Here is a 17,793-nt window from a genome sequence, read left to right on the forward strand (position 1 = left end):
TGGAATGAAAAGTTTTTTTTAGGTTTGGGAAAATTACGCTATACTACTTAGTGTTAGATTGAAGGATTAGTTTATTTTTGGATGATATAGAATTTTGACATATATGAACCTATCTCCTCATCAAGCAAAATATTACGCTTACGAACTAAGCAAAAAATGCAAATCTGATAGTGCTGAAAAATTTGGAGCAACACTGCTTGACGCTAAAGTTGATTTAAATCCGCATCAAATAGAAGCTGCTTTATTTGCCTTTAAATCTCCATTGTCAAAAGGTGCTATATTAGCTGATGAAGTTGGTTTAGGTAAAACAATTGAAGCTGGAATTTTACTTTCACAGAAATGGGCAGAAGGTTCAAAAAGAGTATTAATCATTTGTCCATCTAGTTTAAGGAAACAATGGATGAACGAATTAGAGGATAAATTTTATTTACCTTCAGAAGTTATTGAAACAAAGTCATTCAATAAAAAGTATAAAGCTGGTAATAAAAATCCTTTCGATAACAAGACTAAAATTCAAATTTGCTCATATCATTTTGCAAGAAACAAAGCTGAATTCATACAATTAAATTCATGGGATTTAGTTGTTTTAGATGAAGCACATTATATCAGAAACGTTTATCGTTCAGGGAATAAAATTGCTAAAGAAATTCAAAATGCTATTCATCCATTCAAGAAAGTATTATTAACGGCTACACCACTTCAAAACAAACTAGAAGAACTATATGGTTTAGTAAGTTTTATTGATGAAAATGTATTTGGAGATATTAAAAGTTTTAGAAAAAATTTCACTCGTAAAGAAGGCGGTATTGATTTTGAGGATTTAAAAACTCGTATTTCTTCTATTTGTCATAGAACATTGAGAAGTCAAGTAACAGAATATATAAATTATAAAAATCGTATTCCTGTAACCGAAACTTTTGAACCAACAAAACAGGAACAAGAACTTTATGACAATGTAACAGAATATCTTCAACGTGAAGAAATTTATGGATTACCAAAAGCACAAAGACATTTAATGACATCTGTTCTTAGGAAACTTTTAGCTTCTTCTTCTTATGCTATTGCTGGTACATTAGAGAGTTTAATTAAGCGTTTAAATAAAGTTATAGAAGGTAGAGAAACTTCTCTTGATGATTGGGAAGAAGAAATTGATGATAATTATGAATTGTATGATGAATCAGTTGATGAATGGGAAGAAGATGACGATAATTCAATTGATGATGACACTTTAGCCAAAGAGGATATTGAAAATATTAGAAAAGAAATCCAAGATTTAGAAAAATATCTTTTATTGGCAAATTCCATTGAACATAATGCTAAAGGTGAAAAACTAATACTTTCTTTGGATAAAGGTTTTGAAAAACTAAAAGAATTAGGTGCTTCACAAAAAGCAATAATATTTACGGAGTCCACTAGAACACAACGTTATTTGAATGATATTCTTCAAAAAACACATTTTAAAGATAAAATAGTTTTGTTTAATGGTTCAAACAACGACGAAAAATCAAGCGAAGTTTATAAAAAATGGGTAGCTGATAAAAAGAATATTGATAAAATTTCAGGTTCTAAAGAAGTTGACATTAGAAATGCTATTGTTGATGAATTCAAATCAGATGATTGTCAATTAATGATTGCAACTGAGGCTGCGGCTGAAGGGATAAACTTGCAATTCTGCTCAATGGTGGTAAACTATGATTTACCTTGGAATCCACAACGAATTGAGCAACGAATTGGTCGTTGTCATCGATATGGTCAAGAACATGATGTTGTAGTTATAAACTTTTTAAATACACAAAATGAAACCGACCAACGAGTTTTTCAATTATTAGAAGAAAAGTTCAATTTATTTAATGGAGTTTTTGGATCTTCTGATGAAGTATTAGGTTCTATTGGTAATGGTGTTGATTTTGAGAAAAGATTAATCGAGATTTATAAAAAGTGTCGTACTAAAGAAGAAATTAAAAAATCTTTTGATGCTTTACAATCTGATTTAGAAGAACAAATCAATAACAATTTAAAATCTACGCAAACTAAATTATTTGAGAACTTTGATGCTCAAGTAGTAAACAAATTAAAAACATCATTAGAAAATACCCAGAAATACATTTCAAAATATGAACAATGGTTATGGAAAATCACAAAGTTTATTTTACAAGGTAATGCTAATTTTGATGACAAAACATTATCCTTCTTACTAAATACAAGTCCTGTTAAACAAATAAAAACGGGTGTGTACACTTTAGATAAAAAGAGAGAAGACGCAAGGCATTATCGTTTAAGTGATTTATTAGCACAAGACATTATTGAAAAATCAAAAACATTGGAAACCCCTTTTGTGAAGTTGAATTTTGAATATTCTTCTTGTGGAATGAAATATCAAGAATTAGAAAATTTAAAAGCAAAGAAAGGTTTCTTGAAAGTTGCAAATCTAAATCTCGATTCTAATGTAGAAGAAAATGATTTGATTATTTTTGCTGGTGCAACTGAAACCGGAGAAATACTTAAAGATGAATTATGCCAATTTTTATTGACTTTGAATGGTAGTACAGAAGATGACTTGCATAACTTCAATAGTAATAAAGTTGACAAAGTATATCAAGAACAAAAGAAAAAACATTTAGATTTTGTCAAACATACCGATACCAAGTTACTACAACTCGAAATTCAAAAGTTTGAAAAATGGGCTAATGACAAAATTGAAAGTAGCGAATTAGAACTTCGAGAAGTTAAAAAGAAAATCAAAGATTTACAACGAGAAACCAGAGCATATAATATTAATGCAGATGACTTGCTTGAAATACAAAAGAAAATCAGAGTATTAGACCGTAAAAAATCTAAGTTGCGCAGAGAAATTTTCGACATCGAAGATAACATCTTAGCAGAAAGAGACGAAATGATTGAGGATGCCGAGAGAAAATTAGAAAGAACAACAACCGAAACAGAAATATTCACCATTGAATGGGAAATAATATAAATTTGTATTATGTATATAAATAAATTTAAAATAGAAAATTTTAAGTCGTTAAAAAATGTGACTATACATTTTAACGAAGACTTAAACATACTAACTGGAGTAAACAACTCAGGAAAGACAACTGTATTGGAAGCACTCTCTTTATGGCAAGAGTGTTTTTCTAAATTAGTTACTGAGGCGAAAAGAGGCGAAAAAGGATATAAAAGAGGTGATTATGTTTTAGGTCCTTCATACAATAAATATTTTCCTTTTAACGAAATTAACAGTGTAAGAAGCCCTAATTTTGATGATATTTTTCACGACAGAAATAAAAAAAACAAAATATTATTATCAGTTACATTTGTAGATGAAGATGGTGATGAGTTGTGTATTCCATTTAAAATTTCTAGTTCTGGCAACAACTATGTAATAGAACTTAATGGGTATTCTGGATATAATCATCAAAAACTAAATGACTATTTTGCATTCTTGCCTGAACCAATTTCATTAATTTATAGTACACCTGTTGCACAAATTAATTTAGATGAAGATTTTGTTACAGACCCTATAATAAAAGAACAGCTTCTAATCAGAAAATCTGATACCGTTTTACGTAATAGATTATACAGAATAATTGGTGGTCTTGATAGTGCTTTAAATGCCTCTTTTCAGAGCGATTTAAACTATGTTTTATATAATTCTGATAAAAAAATTGATTTTAGAATTGACACTAACATACAAAAAGATGCTAAAGCAATTATTTGTTTTAGAGTTGGAGCAAAAGATGTTTATAAAGACTTGTCGCTTTTAGGTAGTGGAACTTTACAGATTATTGGTATTTTATTAAATATTCACTTGGCTAATGTCGACAAAAAAGATTTGAATATTGTTTTATTAGACGAACCTGATAGTCATATACACAGAGATATTCAAAAAAGATTACTTGATGTATTTAACAAATATAGAAAAGGTCTTCAAACATTTATTACAACTCACAACGAATCATTAATTAGAAGTGCCGCTCCTAATCAAGTTTTTCATTTAGAAGGTAAGAGTTCTGGAGATATTAAAAGTATTCATTTTGATATTGATCCCGGTCATTTAGGCTTGCATTTTAAAGGAATTATGCCAAGTAGTTTAACACCTGTAATCCGCTCTATTGGTAATACCACAGGTTTAGACTTTATTAATGCTCTTGAATCAGATAGATTGGTTTTTGTTGAAGGTGAAGATGATGCTAAAGTATTTAGAATCTTATTGAACCATCAACTTAATAACCGAAAAAAATACATGTTTTGGGTTTTGGGTGGCATAAGTGAAATTTTCGAAAACATTCTTTCTTATAAATCTGTTTTTAGCAATATAAAAAATGGTGTTTCCCTTTGGGACAAAGCCGTTCTAGTTTTTGATAAAGATGAACTTTCCGACGAGCACAAAAATCTATTTGCATCAAAATTTAAAGAAAAATTGGGGATAGATACCTATTGTGCTAACTCCTATACTTTTGAATCAACCTTATTAACTGATTTAGAAAAAACATCAAAACTATTATCAAAACTAATAGAAAACGCAACTGGTAATGTTATTTTAGAATCTACAATCTTAATCGATTTGACTAATCACTATACCAATTACAAACCTGCTCTTGAGGCTAAATTCAATCAAGAATACCACAAAAACGCTTTCTTCAGATATAAAAATAGTAAAGCAGATAAGGCAAATATAATTTTCCAACAAAATATAATAAACCTAGACACTCATACTTTTGTAAATTATATTCCAACTTATTTTAATACTGTTTTAGACAAAGGTGAGTTTTATAAACTTATGGACAAACATGACACCGAATTTGTAATAAAACAGACTATTGACCAATATGGAATCAATTTTTCTATAGACTCTGATTTTATTGAAATCATCAAACTAGTTGACAAATCTACATGGATTGCAGAATGGGATTTTTTAACAAACTTATAAATAGCTATACACCTAAATAAATCATGCCTAATTACAAAAAACTCCAAAACGTTCTAACAGAAGTATTCCAACTAGACCAAGCCGACCTTGATTTTGGTATTTACCGCATCATGAATCAAAAGCGAGATGCCATTAATGACTTTTTACAAAATTCATTACCAAAACAAGTTAAAGAACTTCTTGAAAAAAACCTTACCGGTGATGCTAAAGGACTAAAAGAAGAACTAGATAAAACTATATTGGTTCTGAAAGATGCTGGTGTAGATTACGAAACTTCTACAAAAGTAAAAGAACTTAAAGATAAAATTGCGGCTTCGGCATCAATAGAAACACTTGAACAAGAAGTGTTTTCGCATTTAGCTAATTTCTTTAAGCGTTATTATGAAGGAGGTGATTTCATTTCGCTACGTCGTTATAAAAAAGATGTGTATGCCATTCCTTATGAAGGTGAAGAAGTAAAACTACATTGGGCGAACCACGACCAATACTATATTAAAACTTCGGAATATTTAAAAAACTATGCTTTTAAATTAAGTGGTGATAAATTGGTTAAGTTTCAACTAAAAGAAGCTAGTACCGAACAAAACAACAATAAAACCCAAAACGACCAAGAACGTCGTTTTGCTATTTTTGAAGAATTGCCTGTTGAAGTAGATGGAAAAACTTTATTAATAAATTTTACTTACGAACCACACAAAAAAACAGTTCAACAAAAAGATTTAACTCAAAAAGCAATTGAAGCCATAAAAGCAAAAGTACCAGTTGATTTTGCAGATGTTTTTTCATTATCTCCTACTGAAAGCAACAAACAACGTACTTTATTGGATAAACATTTAAACAGTTTTGTAGCACGCCATACATTCGATTATTTCATTCACAAAGATTTAGGTGGTTTCCTGCGCCGTGAACTGGACTTTTATATCAAAAACGAAGTCTTATATATTGACGATATAAATACCGAAAACGAAATTGCCTTTAACAGCCAAATCTCAAAAATAAAAGCACTCAAGCAAGTAGCCAACAAAATCATTTTATTTTTGGAACAATTAGAAAATTTCCAAAAGAAATTATGGTTGAAGAAAAAGTTTGTAATTGCTGCTAACTATTGCATTACGTTAGACCGAATACCAACCGATTATTATTTTGAAATTCTTGAAAACAAAGCACAACTAGACGAATGGAAATCGCTGTTTAATGTTACCATTAAAACAATTAAAGATTTAGAGAACGAACAATTTTTAGTATTAGATACTAAGTTTTTTGCCGAAGATTTCAAAGATAGAATATTGGCAGAGATCGGAGATTTGGATGAGCAAACTAATGGGTTATTGATTAATTCTGAAAATTTTCAGGCTCTTCATTTTTTACAAGAGAAGTATTCAAAAAAAATTGACAGTATCTATATTGACCCACCATATAACACAAGTGCATCTGAAATTGCTTATAAAAATAACTACAAACATTCCTCTTGGCTATCATTAATGCAAAATAGAATTAAACTTAGTAAGCAATTTCTAAATACCGAAGGCATTCAATGTACTACGATTGATGATGTTGAAGTAAAAGAGTTACATATGTTACTTGAATCAGAATTTGGTAAAGACAATTTTGCAGGAGTAGTACCAATTCAAATAAATCCATCTGGAAGGCCTACTGAAAAAGGGTTTGCTTTAAGTCATGAATATGCAATTTTTTATGTGAAATCAGATAAATCAACTATTTATAAAATTGCTAGAACTGAAAAGCAATTGAGTAGATTTAAAGAAGAGGATAAAGATGGAATATTTGAATATAGAAATTTAAGAAGAGAAGGTTCGAATTCAGATCGAGAGGATGGACAAAGACAATATTATCCTATATATGCAAATATCAATTTAGGAACCATAAGAGTACCAGAACTGGAATGGTTTGAAAATGATAGGGAATGGAAAATACTCGAAGAGCATAATTTGGATGAAGTAGTAATTTTTCCTAAAAATGACTTAGGTCGTGAAAAAAACTGGCGTTGGAGTATTGATAGCCTAAAGAAAGACTACTCTCAGTTTTTAGCGAGAATTCCTAAAAAAGGTACACCACAAGTGTATTATAAATATAGACCAAATTTAGAAGGAACAACACCTCTCACCTTGTGGACTGATGCAAAATTTTCAGCAACAGAACACGGAACTAAAGTTTTAAAGGAATTATTTGAGGATCCAAAATTTTCTTATCCAAAATCAATCTTTGCAGTTGAAGAATGTTTAAAAGTTATGGGCAACAAACTTTCGCAAAAATATGTACTCGATTATTTTGCAGGTTCAGGTACAACTGGACATGCAACAATTAAATTAAATCGTGAAGACGAAGGCAACAGAAAATACATTTTGGTAGAAATGGGAACTTATTTCAATACGGTAACCAAACCAAGAATTCAAAAAGTAATATATAGTGATAATTGGAAAAATGGTAAACCTCAAGATAAAAAGGGTATCAGCCAAATGTTTAAGTATATAGTTTTAGAAAGTTATGAAGATGCTTTGAATAATTTGACCTTGCAACAAACCAATATCCAGCAAGGTGCTTTGGCATTAAACGATAAAGTAAAAGAAGAATACTTGTTACAATACATGCTTGATGTTGAAAGTCAAGACCATTTGTTTAATCTTAATGCGTTTAAAAATCCGTTTAATTATAAACTCAATGTTACAGAAAATAATGAGTTAGTACCTACAACAGTTGATTTGGTTGAAACCTTTAATTATTTAATTGGTTTAAAAGTGCAAAAAGTTGAGCGCATCAAAGAATTTAAATTGGTAACAGGAGAAAACCTAAAAAGTGATAAAATATTGGTCATTTGGCGTAATCTCGAAAAAACCAATAATGAAGATTTAAACCGTTTTGTTGAAAAACTAGATATAAAAGTCTTCGATGGCGAATTCGATACTATTTATATAAATGGCGACAATAATCTAGCCAACTTCAAAAAAGAAGAAGAGAGCTGGAAAGTACGCTTAATTGAAGAAGAGTTTTTCAATAAAATGTTTGATGTAAAAGATATCTAATGGCTACGTTTCATAATAAATTAGTATTAAACAAATACTTACTTTCTCAATTCAATGTATTGGGCTTTGAGGCATTGGCTCAAGACCTAAAAAGCTCACACTTGGAAGGCTACAACGAAGAAGGAAATACCAAATATTTAAATAGTTTAATCAACAGGCTTTTTGATAGTGAAAAACTAACTAAAGAAATGCTACAAGAGTATGATGAAAATATCGTTCGCTTCACACATGAAATTTCACAAGACCGAACCGAAATAGTTAAATGGAAATATTTCCAGTATCTATCCTTGCTTTTCGTAGAAATCTATATGGATAAATACTTCAGTAACCGAACCAAGTTACTGGGAGAACTAAATCAATTTGTCGAAAAGTTTAATGATTTATTAGATACTGATTCCAAAATATTAAACCCAACTAAAATTGTAGTTGAACCTTTTACGGATAAAGACTTAAACAAAATTGCGTTCTGGAATGCAACAGGTTCTGGTAAAACCTTATTGATGCACATCAACATCAAACAGTATTTGCATTATGCTAAAAAGTATCATTATACCAATAACAATAAGGTATTATTAATCACACCTAACGAAGGTTTATCCAACCAACATTTGGATGAATTTGAATTGTCCAACATTAATGCTGAGATATTTTCAAAATCAAGCGGAAGCTTGTTTTCAGGTGATTTAGTAGAGATTATTGAAATCACAAAACTATCCGATGATAACGGAGAAAAAACGGTTGCAGTAGATAGTTTTGAAACAAGCAATTTAGTTTTAATTGACGAAGGACACAGAGGAACCGGTGGTGAGAAATGGAAAGTTTGGCGTGATAAATTAAGTGAAACAGGTTTTGCATTTGAATATTCCGCAACATTTGGTCAAGCTATTAACGCGGCATCAGGTAAAACCAAAAAAAAATTAGAACAAGAATACATCAAATCCATCATTTTCGACTATTCATACAAATATTTTTATAATGATGGCTATGGTAAAGATTATAAAATTTTGAATCTAAATGATGATAGTAATGCATCCTTTGTTAGAAAATACTTAACTGCAAACCTATTATCATTTTATCAACAAACAGTCCTTTTTCAAAACAAAGAAAAATTAGCTCAAACATTTCTACTCGAAAAACCATTATGGATTTTTGTAGGTGGAAAAGTAAATGCAGTAAGGAAAGAAAATGGTGTAGATACTTCTGATGTATTGGAAATTATCTATTTCTTAACTAAGTTTATTAGAGAAACCGACATAGCTACAAGAGATATTGACGAGGTTTTAAATGATAATGCCGGTTTAATTGATGAAAAAGGAAACTCTATTTTCTACAATTCATTTTCTTACTTAGTAGAATTAAATCTTTCAGCTGAGGAAATCTATTTAGACATTATCAAAAGAGTTTTCAACTCAGAGGTTATTGGAGCCAACTTGTATTTAGACAATCTAAAAGGTGCTAATGGAGAATTAGGTTTGCGTATTGGAGAAGCAGATTATTTTGGCGTAGTCAATGTAGGTGATGAAGCAAAACTTCATAGTTTGGCAATGGATAATAAAGTATTGGGAACTGACAAAGATTTTTCAACTTCTTTATTCAAAAACATCAACGAAAAAGATTCTAAAATTAATCTCTTAATTGGTTCTAAGAAGTTTACTGAAGGTTGGTCCAGTTGGCGTGTAAGCTCGATGGGATTAATGAATATTGGTAAAAGTGAAGGATCACAAATTATTCAATTATTTGGTCGTGGTGTGCGTTTAAAAGGATATAATTTCAGTTTGAAACGCAGTAATGGTTTAGATGAATATCAAAAGCCAACAAATTTGAAAGAGTTGAGAAAATATCTTGCTCCATTGGAAACGCTAAACATATTTGGTGTAAAGGCAGATTATATGGAGAAATTCAAAGAGTTCTTAGAGCAAGAAGGTTTGCCAGCAAACGATTCAAAATGGCATACGATTAAAATTCCAACAATTATCAAATCTGACTTGTTAGAAAATAATTTAAAAATTGTTCAAGTAAAAGAAAAAGAAGATTTTAAGAAAAAAGTAAATGTAGAATTAAAATTAGACAATAATCTTTTTGGTCATAACAAAGTAGAATTGGATTGGTATCCAAAAATTCAAGTATTAGGCAATCAAAACACTTCTGTTGTTGTAGCAAAAAACAATGGCTATTTAACTGAATTCAATTTAGCATTTGTCAATTGGAAGAATGTTTTTATCGAAATGGAGAAATACAAGTTTGATAAAAACTGGAACAATCTTTCCATTACTTTAGAGGAATTAAAGAACATTATTCATTCAAAATCTTGGTACACTCTTTTTATTCCAAATCAAGAATTAGAAATGAATAGTTTTTCGCAAGTAGCCACTTGGGAGAACTTGGTGATTTCATTACTTAAAAAATACACGGAGAAATACTATAATTATCATAAAAACAAATTCAATTCAGAACATATTGAAACTAGAATACTAAATGCAAATGATGATAATTTTATTTACGAGTATGAAGTTAAATTCAATGTAGAAGGACAATTACACACAATTGAAGAAAGAATAAACCAATTGATTGAAGAAGTGAAAACTAATACTCTCAAAGACCACAAACAATTGGGTACTAATTTTCATGCTTTTGATAATGCAAAACATTTATATAAACCATTATTATATTTAGATAGACAAGCATATAAAGACTCTATGCAAGTCTCTCCTATCCCATTAGATGGTTCAGAAAAAGAATTTATGGATGATTTGATTTTACATTATAAAGCAAACACCAAATTCTACGGAGATAAAAAAGTATTTCTATTGAGAAATCAAAGTAAAAAAGGAATTGGCTTTTTTGTAGATGCTAATAACTTCTATCCTGATTTTATCTTGTGGATATTAAAAGATGATAAACAATACATTACGTTTATTGACCCAAAAGGAATAAGAAATTCAAAAGGATTATCAGATCCAAAAATTCAATTCCATAAATTAATCAAGGAGAAAATACAGCCTCAAGTAAATAAAGACAATATTGTATTAAACTCATTTATAGTTTCAAATACAAGCTTCTGGGAATTACCTTGGAAAGAAGATAAATCAATTGAGGAATTTCATAGAAACAATGTAGTTTTTCAGCAAGAGGATAAAAATAGTTACATTGGGAAGATTGTTAATGAAATGATTGGGTAGTATGAATATCAACGAAGAAAAAGAAAATATTCTTTTAAAATACAGCAGTAAATTAAGTGCTTATTTTATAATTATAGCTGTTTTAGGTTTTGGAATTTTAATGCTTCCATTTATATTTGAAGGAGGTGAAACTCCAAATTACGGTATAGTCGGAGATACAGTTGGAGGATTGTTAAATCCAATTATTGCCATACCTGCAACAATTTTGACATTTTTAGCATTTTGGGTGCAATACAAGGCGAATTTAGAAGAGAAGAAACACTTACAAAATTTTTTGAATTAATTAATCTAAAGGATAATCAATCCTCAATTAAATTAATTTATCATAATCATCATATTGAAAGAGATTTTGATAGCGGTATGATTGAAGAAATAGAAATGTTTCACAAAAGAGTTTTATTTGAAGTTAATAATGGTAAAATGGAAATTAACTGGACAAATTGGATAAATGAAACTAAAGATTATACAAATAAAGGCGCTGTAAATTTTGGTAAATTAGTTAAAGCTAAACTTCCAAATGGAAATGTAGGTGTAGTTTACAGTGATAAAATTTGTTTAAAATTAGAAATTGATTACGAATACTTTGATTGGGAAGATTAATTGTTTTTTTTTCATTTTAAATTACGACCTGAATGAGAATACTTTTTTTTATTAAGAAAATTAATTAGGTTTACAAACTAAGAATTTAAAAGTACACGCATTGAACAACTTACCAATATACAACACCGAGCAAACTGCTGAAGAAATAAAAACCCAATACTTATTTGAAAGTGTAGGAGAAAAAACAATAATCAAAGCAATTGAATATACACCTGTAGCAAATATGGGAGGAAGAACAGTATATAATTTAGGCTTTGGCGATTATGATGAAGCATTAGGCACAATAGTTGATGATGTAAATAGTAATAATGGAGATATATACATAGTATTCAATACAGTATTAAGTACAGTACCTATGTTTTTTGCTATAAATGAAGATGCTGTAATTATTGTAAGTGGTAGTGATAGTCACGATGAGTTTATAAATGATTGTTTACCTACTTGCAAAAAGAAATGTGTAAAACATTGTAAAAACTATCAAAGACGAATTAAAACATATAGATATTATGTGGATAAAAACTTTGAAGAATTAAGTGTAGATTATATCTTCTTTGGACGTAATAAAAGTAAAGCAAATACGTTTGTACAATACATACCAAAACACGAATACGATGATATTTTGGTTTATAAGAAAAAATAATATAACTTTGCAAAACATTAAGTACTTGTTATTTAATTAAATACTAATACACAGACAATTATGGAAACTACAAAAACAACTTTAAAAGCTTCTAAGGTTATTTCTATGTCTGCTAAGACAAAAGAAAAGATTGCTACTGTTGCTGCTTCTCTTAAAGGTAAAGAACTATTTACTGATAAAATAGAACTAGCAAAGAAAACTCTTAGTGAATTAAAATCACTTCCTATTTAAAAAAAAATAGTTAACACATATAACAATCGGTTTAGAACTTTCTAAGCCGATTTTTTTTTCATCTCTAGAATTAGAACAAAAGTCTAACTTTATAAGGCATTGTTTCCTAATACCCATCAAAAAGTGTCTTTTGGTACACATCACCATTGAATTTATTGATCAATTCACGAATGAACTCGTAGTGTTTTAGGTATTAGTTAGGGATGAAGAGGAATTAAATATTGATTATACAAATATCAATTATTGAAAAAACAATTTAGTAGAATTGAAACCATTTGATTATAATTGCAATATATATTATTGTTTACTAAAAGTTAAAAAATAAACCTATAGGTTGATTAAATGAAAATAATTGATATATTTGCCAATGGAAAACTATATGCCTTTCAATATAATGGTGAGGAAAATCATGAACTAGACCGACTACTAGATTTATGGAATGACCCAAGCCATTTACACGCTTTTATCAAAACAAACTCTACAGATGTTCCAAAAGACAAAACATCTTATCAAGTGTTTAATGATATATTAAATAACACAAGTGAACTTGAAGATATCTTAATTGAAATTGCAACCGATGATGACAGACAGTTTGAAGATTTTTTTAGCCCTTTACACAACCAAGAGTATAAGGTTGTTGAGTTGTCCATGCAAAAAGGAAGAAAAAATTACCTTAGGCTGTATGCATTGAAAATTGACGACAATTGCTTTGTAATAACTGGAGGAGCAATAAAGTTTACACACTTAATGAAAGAAAGACCACACACTCTAGAAGAATTAAATAAAATCAATCGCTGTAGGGATTTTTTAAAATCACATGGTGTATTTGATAATGATTCATTTTATGAATTTATAACCCAAGACTTATGAGTAATAAAGAGAAGTTTTTGAATTTAGTTTCAGAAGAGCAATCTAATACACTTCAAAATTTAAAGGAACGCAAAAAAAACAGAGCCATGTTGCGCGAGTCGCAAAGCATCGCTTATAAAGTATTAATGCGTTTAGAAACTTTGAAGTGGACACAAAAGAGATTAGCAGAAAAGCTAGAGGTTACTCCACAACAAGTAAGTAAAATTATAAGTGGTAAAGAAAATTTAACGCTTGAAACTTTGGTTAAATTACAAGTTGTTTTAGAGATTCCTCTTTTAGTTACGTGTATCGAAAGAGCGTTTGATGAAATCATGAAAACTCATAAAGTTGAAGTAATTCAAGATTATGATATTCCTGAAAACATTACAATTTCGGTTAAACAAAACAGCCCTGTAGTAAAAAAAATAAGTTTTAAACAAGAAACCGAAACATATAATTACTTTTCAACAGCCAATTAATCATGGATAAACAAATAGGTTTTAAAATTGTAGGTTTAAGAACAGAGCAATTTGCTACTCTTGAAGAAAATTTTGTTGAGAATAAGAAAAGTGAAGTTATAACTGATCTAGAATTTAGAGCTAACAAAGAATCTCATCAAATTGGAGTTTTTTCTACATTCACTTTTAAAATAGCAAAAAAGCCATTTATCATTTTACAAATTAGTTGCCATTTTATGATTACAGACGAATCTTGGGAAAGCTGTATCGATGGATCTACCGCTACATTTCCAAAAGACTTCATGACACATTTAACTGTAATAACTATTGGGACAGCAAGGGGCATTTTACACACTAAAACAGAAGGCACTACATTTAATAGATTTTTATTACCTACAATTAATGTTACTGAATTAGTTACTGAAGATGTTAGTTTTATTTTCAAGAATAATGAGGAGAAATAGTTTTGTATAGTATCTCCATTATTAATAATTATCAAAAAGTGTCTGCTGATACACATCGCCATTAAACTTGTTGATTAATTCTCTAATGAATTCGTAGTGCTTTACATATTGATTAGGGATGAAGAGTAGTTGAATTTCTTTGCTGGCGAGAAAATCCATTTTGGCTTTATCCGATTGAAGGGTTCGTTTGTTGTTGTAATGCTCTTGTCCGTTTAATTCAAACACTACTTTGGGGTTATTGTTTTGGAAAAGGACACCGTCAAACTCTTTTTTATTGACCAGCGTATTGTTACTTTCTTCGGGAAATAAATCTATAATTTTTACATTTCTTTTGAACCTAGTGTCTTTTAGGGTGCAGTAGTGTTGCATGGTTTTATAGAACTCGTCTTCAAACTTTGAGTTATTGGAGAAACCAATAGTGAATTTATTGACGGTGCTTTGGGCTATTTCAGTGGTTCCGTTAGTTATGGCATAGCTTATCAAGGCATATAAATCGTCGTCTTTGCGGGATAATTTATCAATAGCATTTAAGTCGGTTACCACAATTAGATTTTCTTTGGCTCTAGTAATGCCCACGTTGATGAGTTCGCTGTTGTTTTTAATCCAATCGTATGTTTTTTGGGTGGTTTTTCTTGAAATGGCTGTGGATATAATGATGGTTTTGTTTTCTTGCCCTTGCACTTTATGGATTGTTCCGCAGCTTACCCCATTATCGATTTCATTGTTACTTTTGGCTTCTTGCAAATAATGATTGATGGTATTTTCTTGATTTCTAAAAGGGGTTAATATAAAAACGTCGGTTAATTTGTTTTCTTTGATGTAGTTTACTATCGCTATGGATTCTTCTATTTGTGCATTTTTATCTTTTTGATTGACATTGGTCACAGCCAATAGTTTTACGGTACCACTTGTTTTGACAGCGGTAAGATTTAATCGCTGGTCGTAGAAACGCTTGTTAGAATAGTCAATAATTTTTTTGCCACAACGGTAGTGAAAGCTTAATAAAATTTCGCGTGAAATGGTATCAATTTTCTTAAAAACAGATAGTATGGAGTTGTTGTAATAGTAATAGTTATATTCATCTTCAACATGGAACTGTTTGAGTAGTTTTTCGTTCTTACTTTCGTCAAAAATAATGATGGGTTTTAGCTGGTTAGTATCGCCAATTAACACCATGTTTTTAGCTTTTGAAATTGGCAATAAGCTAGTAGGAATGTCGCATTGTGCTGCTTCGTCCATGGTTACTAAATCAAATTTGAACTTCTGCCCTAGCCTTCTGCTTGATATATTGGTTGTTAAAATAATAGGGAAAACTTTGGTGAATTTCTCTAGATTTTTATCGTCGCTAAGCCAAGTGTTGAACTCTCTTATTTGCTCGTTTTCGTCAGTAATGTAGAGAATTTCGATTAGCTCGATGTAGTCTTTAGTTTTTAATCGCTTACTATATTTTAGGGACTCGAAGTAAAAGAATTGCAGCAAACTATGATTTCCCTGAATGCTGTAAAATATACCTTTGACATCTTCATCAGTGGTTAGCGGAATGGAGTTTATTTTATTCAGTAGTTTTTCTTTCTCTTGTTGCAAAAGCCAGTAGCTTCCTTTTGAAAGTAATCCGTTGATGAATTCTAAGTTTTGTTCTAAGTCTGTTCGCTCCTCATAGTGCTGCAATTTATCGAGTAAGCGTTTGTTTTTCTCCTTGGAATTCTCTTTTAGGTTGTGGAGTAATTTTTCTTTTGGCACATCGGCAGTTTCGTATCGGTATAATTTTTTAATGGTTTGTAATGCTTCGAGCGTGCATTGTTTGTTTCCTATACGGATAAAAGGTATGGTGATTTCTTTGCCATAATATTTACCTAAAATTAGTTTGTCCTTAATACCATCGATGGGTACGTTATTATTAGAAGTTACTAGTAGGGTTTTGTTATTGGTTAAACAGTTGATTATTATATTGACAATAGTTTGTGTTTTTCCTGTTCCAGGCGGTCCTTGAACATAGGTTACTGGGTATTTTAATGAATTGTAGATGGTTCGTAACTGGTCTATATTTACGTTTTTGTCTAAGAGTACGATATTAGGCTCTTTTCGGTTTTTACGGTCTAGAAGCGAGGAGTTTTTGAATAACGCTTTTAACGGAATTTGCAATTCTTTGTTGGTGTGTTCGTCGTTTATTCGATCATAGATTGGCGCGATGTCTATTCGTGAGTATCCTAAAACTGCTATTTCGGGACGTGTATTGGGTAATTCACCTAATAGGAAGTTACCTCTGATTAGTTCAATTGTCTCTGCCTTGTTACTGATATACTGTTCTTCAAAATCGGCACTGCTAATATCGGTGTAATACGATAAGGAATATTTGACGTCTTTGATGTAAAAATTGGGATTAAAATGGGTGCCTTTGCTGATGAAGAGTGTCTTTTTTACTGGATCAAAGGTTAGCTCTCTGTAGGCTACTATAAACTTTCCTCGTCCTTCTATATCAATTGAAAACTCACATAAGGCAAGTTTATAATCATGGAATTTGTTATAATCGTTGTTATAGATTTCCTTAATAAGTTGTTTTTGTTGTGCATTTGAGAGTTCATAAGGGTTTTTGTTGACCAATTCTGTTAAATCTATTTCGGGAATAAGATGTGTTTTGTGCAGAAAAGGGTCATTATTGGCTTTATAGCATTCTAAATAGTAATTTAAAATATTGTTGTTGAATCTGTCAAATTCATACACCTGTAATCGCTCGTCTTCATTTATTTTTTTTATTAATTGTTCCGAGACATCGTAATGAGAAAATTTTAGTATTTCGGCTGATTGAATTCCTGAAATTGAAATCGTTGTATTCAATATCGGGTCATCTTTCATGGCATTGAACATGTCTACCACAATTTTATCATTGGGAGTGATATTTAAAATCGAAATCCAAAAGGGTTTCACCTCGCCTTGCTTATTCTTATAGTAGATGCTGAGGTATTTGCCTTGTCTGATGGCTTCTCCAATTTTTGTTGTGATCTTTTTGTTGCTCATTTTAACTATTTATTCAAAGTCATTTATTTGCTTTGATTTCGGCTTGTTTAAGTAGTTTCAAATATAAATAAGTTTAGTATTTATTTACAACTTTGGCACAAATAGCTGACTTGATAATTCATTTAGATAAAAAAAGGATGACAAAATGGTGCTTGTCAATTTAGATTACGATGGTGTAAAATTGTATCGAGATGCTTCCTAGAACAACGGTTCTAGCTTACGCTCCGTTCGGCTGCGCCTCGGGTCTATTTTCTATTTTAAAAACTAGCGTTTTTAAAATAGAAAATCACTCGAACTGACGATAGCGGACATGATAGATATGCTGATTACGTCACTTCGAGTGGCTTTACGTTATGTAATGGTGTAAAATTGTATCGAAAAGCTTC

The 17,793-nt window shown here is 30.3% G+C and carries 12 protein-coding genes; 11 read left to right on the top strand and 1 reads right to left on the bottom strand.

The annotated features are described in order from the left end of the window. Nucleotides 1-103 precede the first annotated feature (103 nt). From WFZ85_RS11915 to WFZ85_RS11965, 11 genes are all read left to right on the top strand, one after another. On the top strand, nucleotides 104-2,974 hold the full coding sequence (locus WFZ85_RS11915; RefSeq protein WP_342696520.1) for an SNF2-related protein: 2,871 nt from the start codon (nucleotides 104-106) through the stop codon (nucleotides 2,972-2,974). Nucleotides 2,975-2,983: 9 nt separating this feature from the next. After that, on the top strand, nucleotides 2,984-4,930 hold the full coding sequence (locus tag WFZ85_RS11920) for an ATP-dependent nuclease (RefSeq protein ID WP_342696521.1): 1,947 nt from the start codon (nucleotides 2,984-2,986) through the stop codon (nucleotides 4,928-4,930). 23 nt (nucleotides 4,931-4,953) lie between these two features. Beyond that, nucleotides 4,954-7,971 carry a site-specific DNA-methyltransferase gene (locus WFZ85_RS11925; protein WP_342696522.1) on the top strand — a complete coding sequence of 1,006 codons (3,018 nt, stop codon included), beginning with the start codon at nucleotides 4,954-4,956 and terminating at the stop codon, nucleotides 7,969-7,971. Then, nucleotides 7,971-11,150: a DEAD/DEAH box helicase family protein gene (locus WFZ85_RS11930; protein ID WP_342696523.1), complete on the top strand. Its 3,180-nt coding sequence runs from the start codon at nucleotides 7,971-7,973 to the stop codon at nucleotides 11,148-11,150. Before WFZ85_RS11925 ends, WFZ85_RS11930 begins: the two co-directional genes overlap by 1 nt. A 1-nt stretch (nucleotide 11,151) precedes the next feature. Then, a complete protein-coding gene (locus WFZ85_RS11935; RefSeq protein ID WP_342696524.1) occupies nucleotides 11,152-11,433 on the top strand; it encodes a hypothetical protein in 282 nt (93 codons plus the stop codon). Beyond that, nucleotides 11,373-11,750 (top strand): hypothetical protein, encoded by a 378-nt coding sequence (locus tag WFZ85_RS11940; protein WP_342696525.1) that lies wholly within the window; start codon nucleotides 11,373-11,375, stop codon nucleotides 11,748-11,750. The genes WFZ85_RS11935 and WFZ85_RS11940 overlap by 61 nt, the downstream gene beginning before the upstream one ends. Nucleotides 11,751-11,850: 100 nt before the next feature. Then, on the top strand, nucleotides 11,851-12,390 hold the full coding sequence (locus tag WFZ85_RS11945) for a DUF6934 family protein (RefSeq protein WP_342696526.1): 540 nt from the start codon (nucleotides 11,851-11,853) through the stop codon (nucleotides 12,388-12,390). Nucleotides 12,391-12,450: 60 nt separating this feature from the next. Beyond that, nucleotides 12,451-12,621, top strand: coding sequence for a hypothetical protein (locus WFZ85_RS11950; protein WP_342696527.1), 171 nt, complete (start codon nucleotides 12,451-12,453; stop codon nucleotides 12,619-12,621). A 342-nt stretch (nucleotides 12,622-12,963) separates the two neighbouring features. Continuing rightward, nucleotides 12,964-13,491 carry a hypothetical protein gene (locus tag WFZ85_RS11955; protein WP_342696528.1) on the top strand — a complete coding sequence of 176 codons (528 nt, stop codon included), beginning with the start codon at nucleotides 12,964-12,966 and terminating at the stop codon, nucleotides 13,489-13,491. Further along, nucleotides 13,488-13,949 carry a helix-turn-helix transcriptional regulator gene (locus WFZ85_RS11960; RefSeq protein WP_342696529.1) on the top strand — a complete coding sequence of 154 codons (462 nt, stop codon included), beginning with the start codon at nucleotides 13,488-13,490 and terminating at the stop codon, nucleotides 13,947-13,949. Before WFZ85_RS11955 ends, WFZ85_RS11960 begins: the two co-directional genes overlap by 4 nt. Nucleotides 13,950-13,951: 2 nt before the next feature. Beyond that, nucleotides 13,952-14,392 (top strand): hypothetical protein, encoded by a 441-nt coding sequence (locus WFZ85_RS11965; RefSeq protein ID WP_342696530.1) that lies wholly within the window; start codon nucleotides 13,952-13,954, stop codon nucleotides 14,390-14,392. Nucleotides 14,393-14,413: 21 nt separating this feature from the next. On the opposite strand, the gene WFZ85_RS11970 is transcribed toward WFZ85_RS11965, so the two are convergent. Then, nucleotides 14,414-17,407, bottom strand: a complete 2,994-nt coding sequence (locus tag WFZ85_RS11970; RefSeq protein ID WP_342696531.1) for a DEAD/DEAH box helicase — start codon at nucleotides 17,405-17,407, stop codon at nucleotides 14,414-14,416. Nucleotides 17,408-17,793: the final 386 nt, after the last annotated feature.

Origin of the sequence: Flavobacterium aureirubrum, from assembly GCF_038739835.1 — a bacterium.
In the GTDB taxonomy this organism is placed as follows: Bacteria; Bacteroidota; Bacteroidia; order Flavobacteriales; family Flavobacteriaceae; genus Flavobacterium; species Flavobacterium aureirubrum.

Bases quoted from the DNA above. Each gene is read 5' to 3' on its own strand.
- WFZ85_RS11955 (WP_342696528.1), top strand. From the start codon at position 12,964: ATGAAAATAATTGATATATTTGCCAATGGAAAACTATATGCCTTTCAA.
- WFZ85_RS11970 (WP_342696531.1), bottom strand. From the start codon at position 17,407: ATGAGCAACAAAAAGATCACAACAAAAATTGGAGAAGCCATCAGACAA.
- WFZ85_RS11960 (WP_342696529.1), top strand. From the start codon at position 13,488: ATGAGTAATAAAGAGAAGTTTTTGAATTTAGTTTCAGAAGAGCAATCT.
- WFZ85_RS11965 (WP_342696530.1), top strand. From the start codon at position 13,952: ATGGATAAACAAATAGGTTTTAAAATTGTAGGTTTAAGAACAGAGCAA.
- WFZ85_RS11930 (WP_342696523.1), top strand. From the start codon at position 7,971: ATGGCTACGTTTCATAATAAATTAGTATTAAACAAATACTTACTTTCT.
- WFZ85_RS11915 (WP_342696520.1), top strand. From the start codon at position 104: ATGAACCTATCTCCTCATCAAGCAAAATATTACGCTTACGAACTAAGC.
- WFZ85_RS11935 (WP_342696524.1), top strand. From the start codon at position 11,152: ATGAATATCAACGAAGAAAAAGAAAATATTCTTTTAAAATACAGCAGT.
- WFZ85_RS11950 (WP_342696527.1), top strand. From the start codon at position 12,451: ATGGAAACTACAAAAACAACTTTAAAAGCTTCTAAGGTTATTTCTATG.
- WFZ85_RS11920 (WP_342696521.1), top strand. From the start codon at position 2,984: ATGTATATAAATAAATTTAAAATAGAAAATTTTAAGTCGTTAAAAAAT.
- WFZ85_RS11925 (WP_342696522.1), top strand. From the start codon at position 4,954: ATGCCTAATTACAAAAAACTCCAAAACGTTCTAACAGAAGTATTCCAA.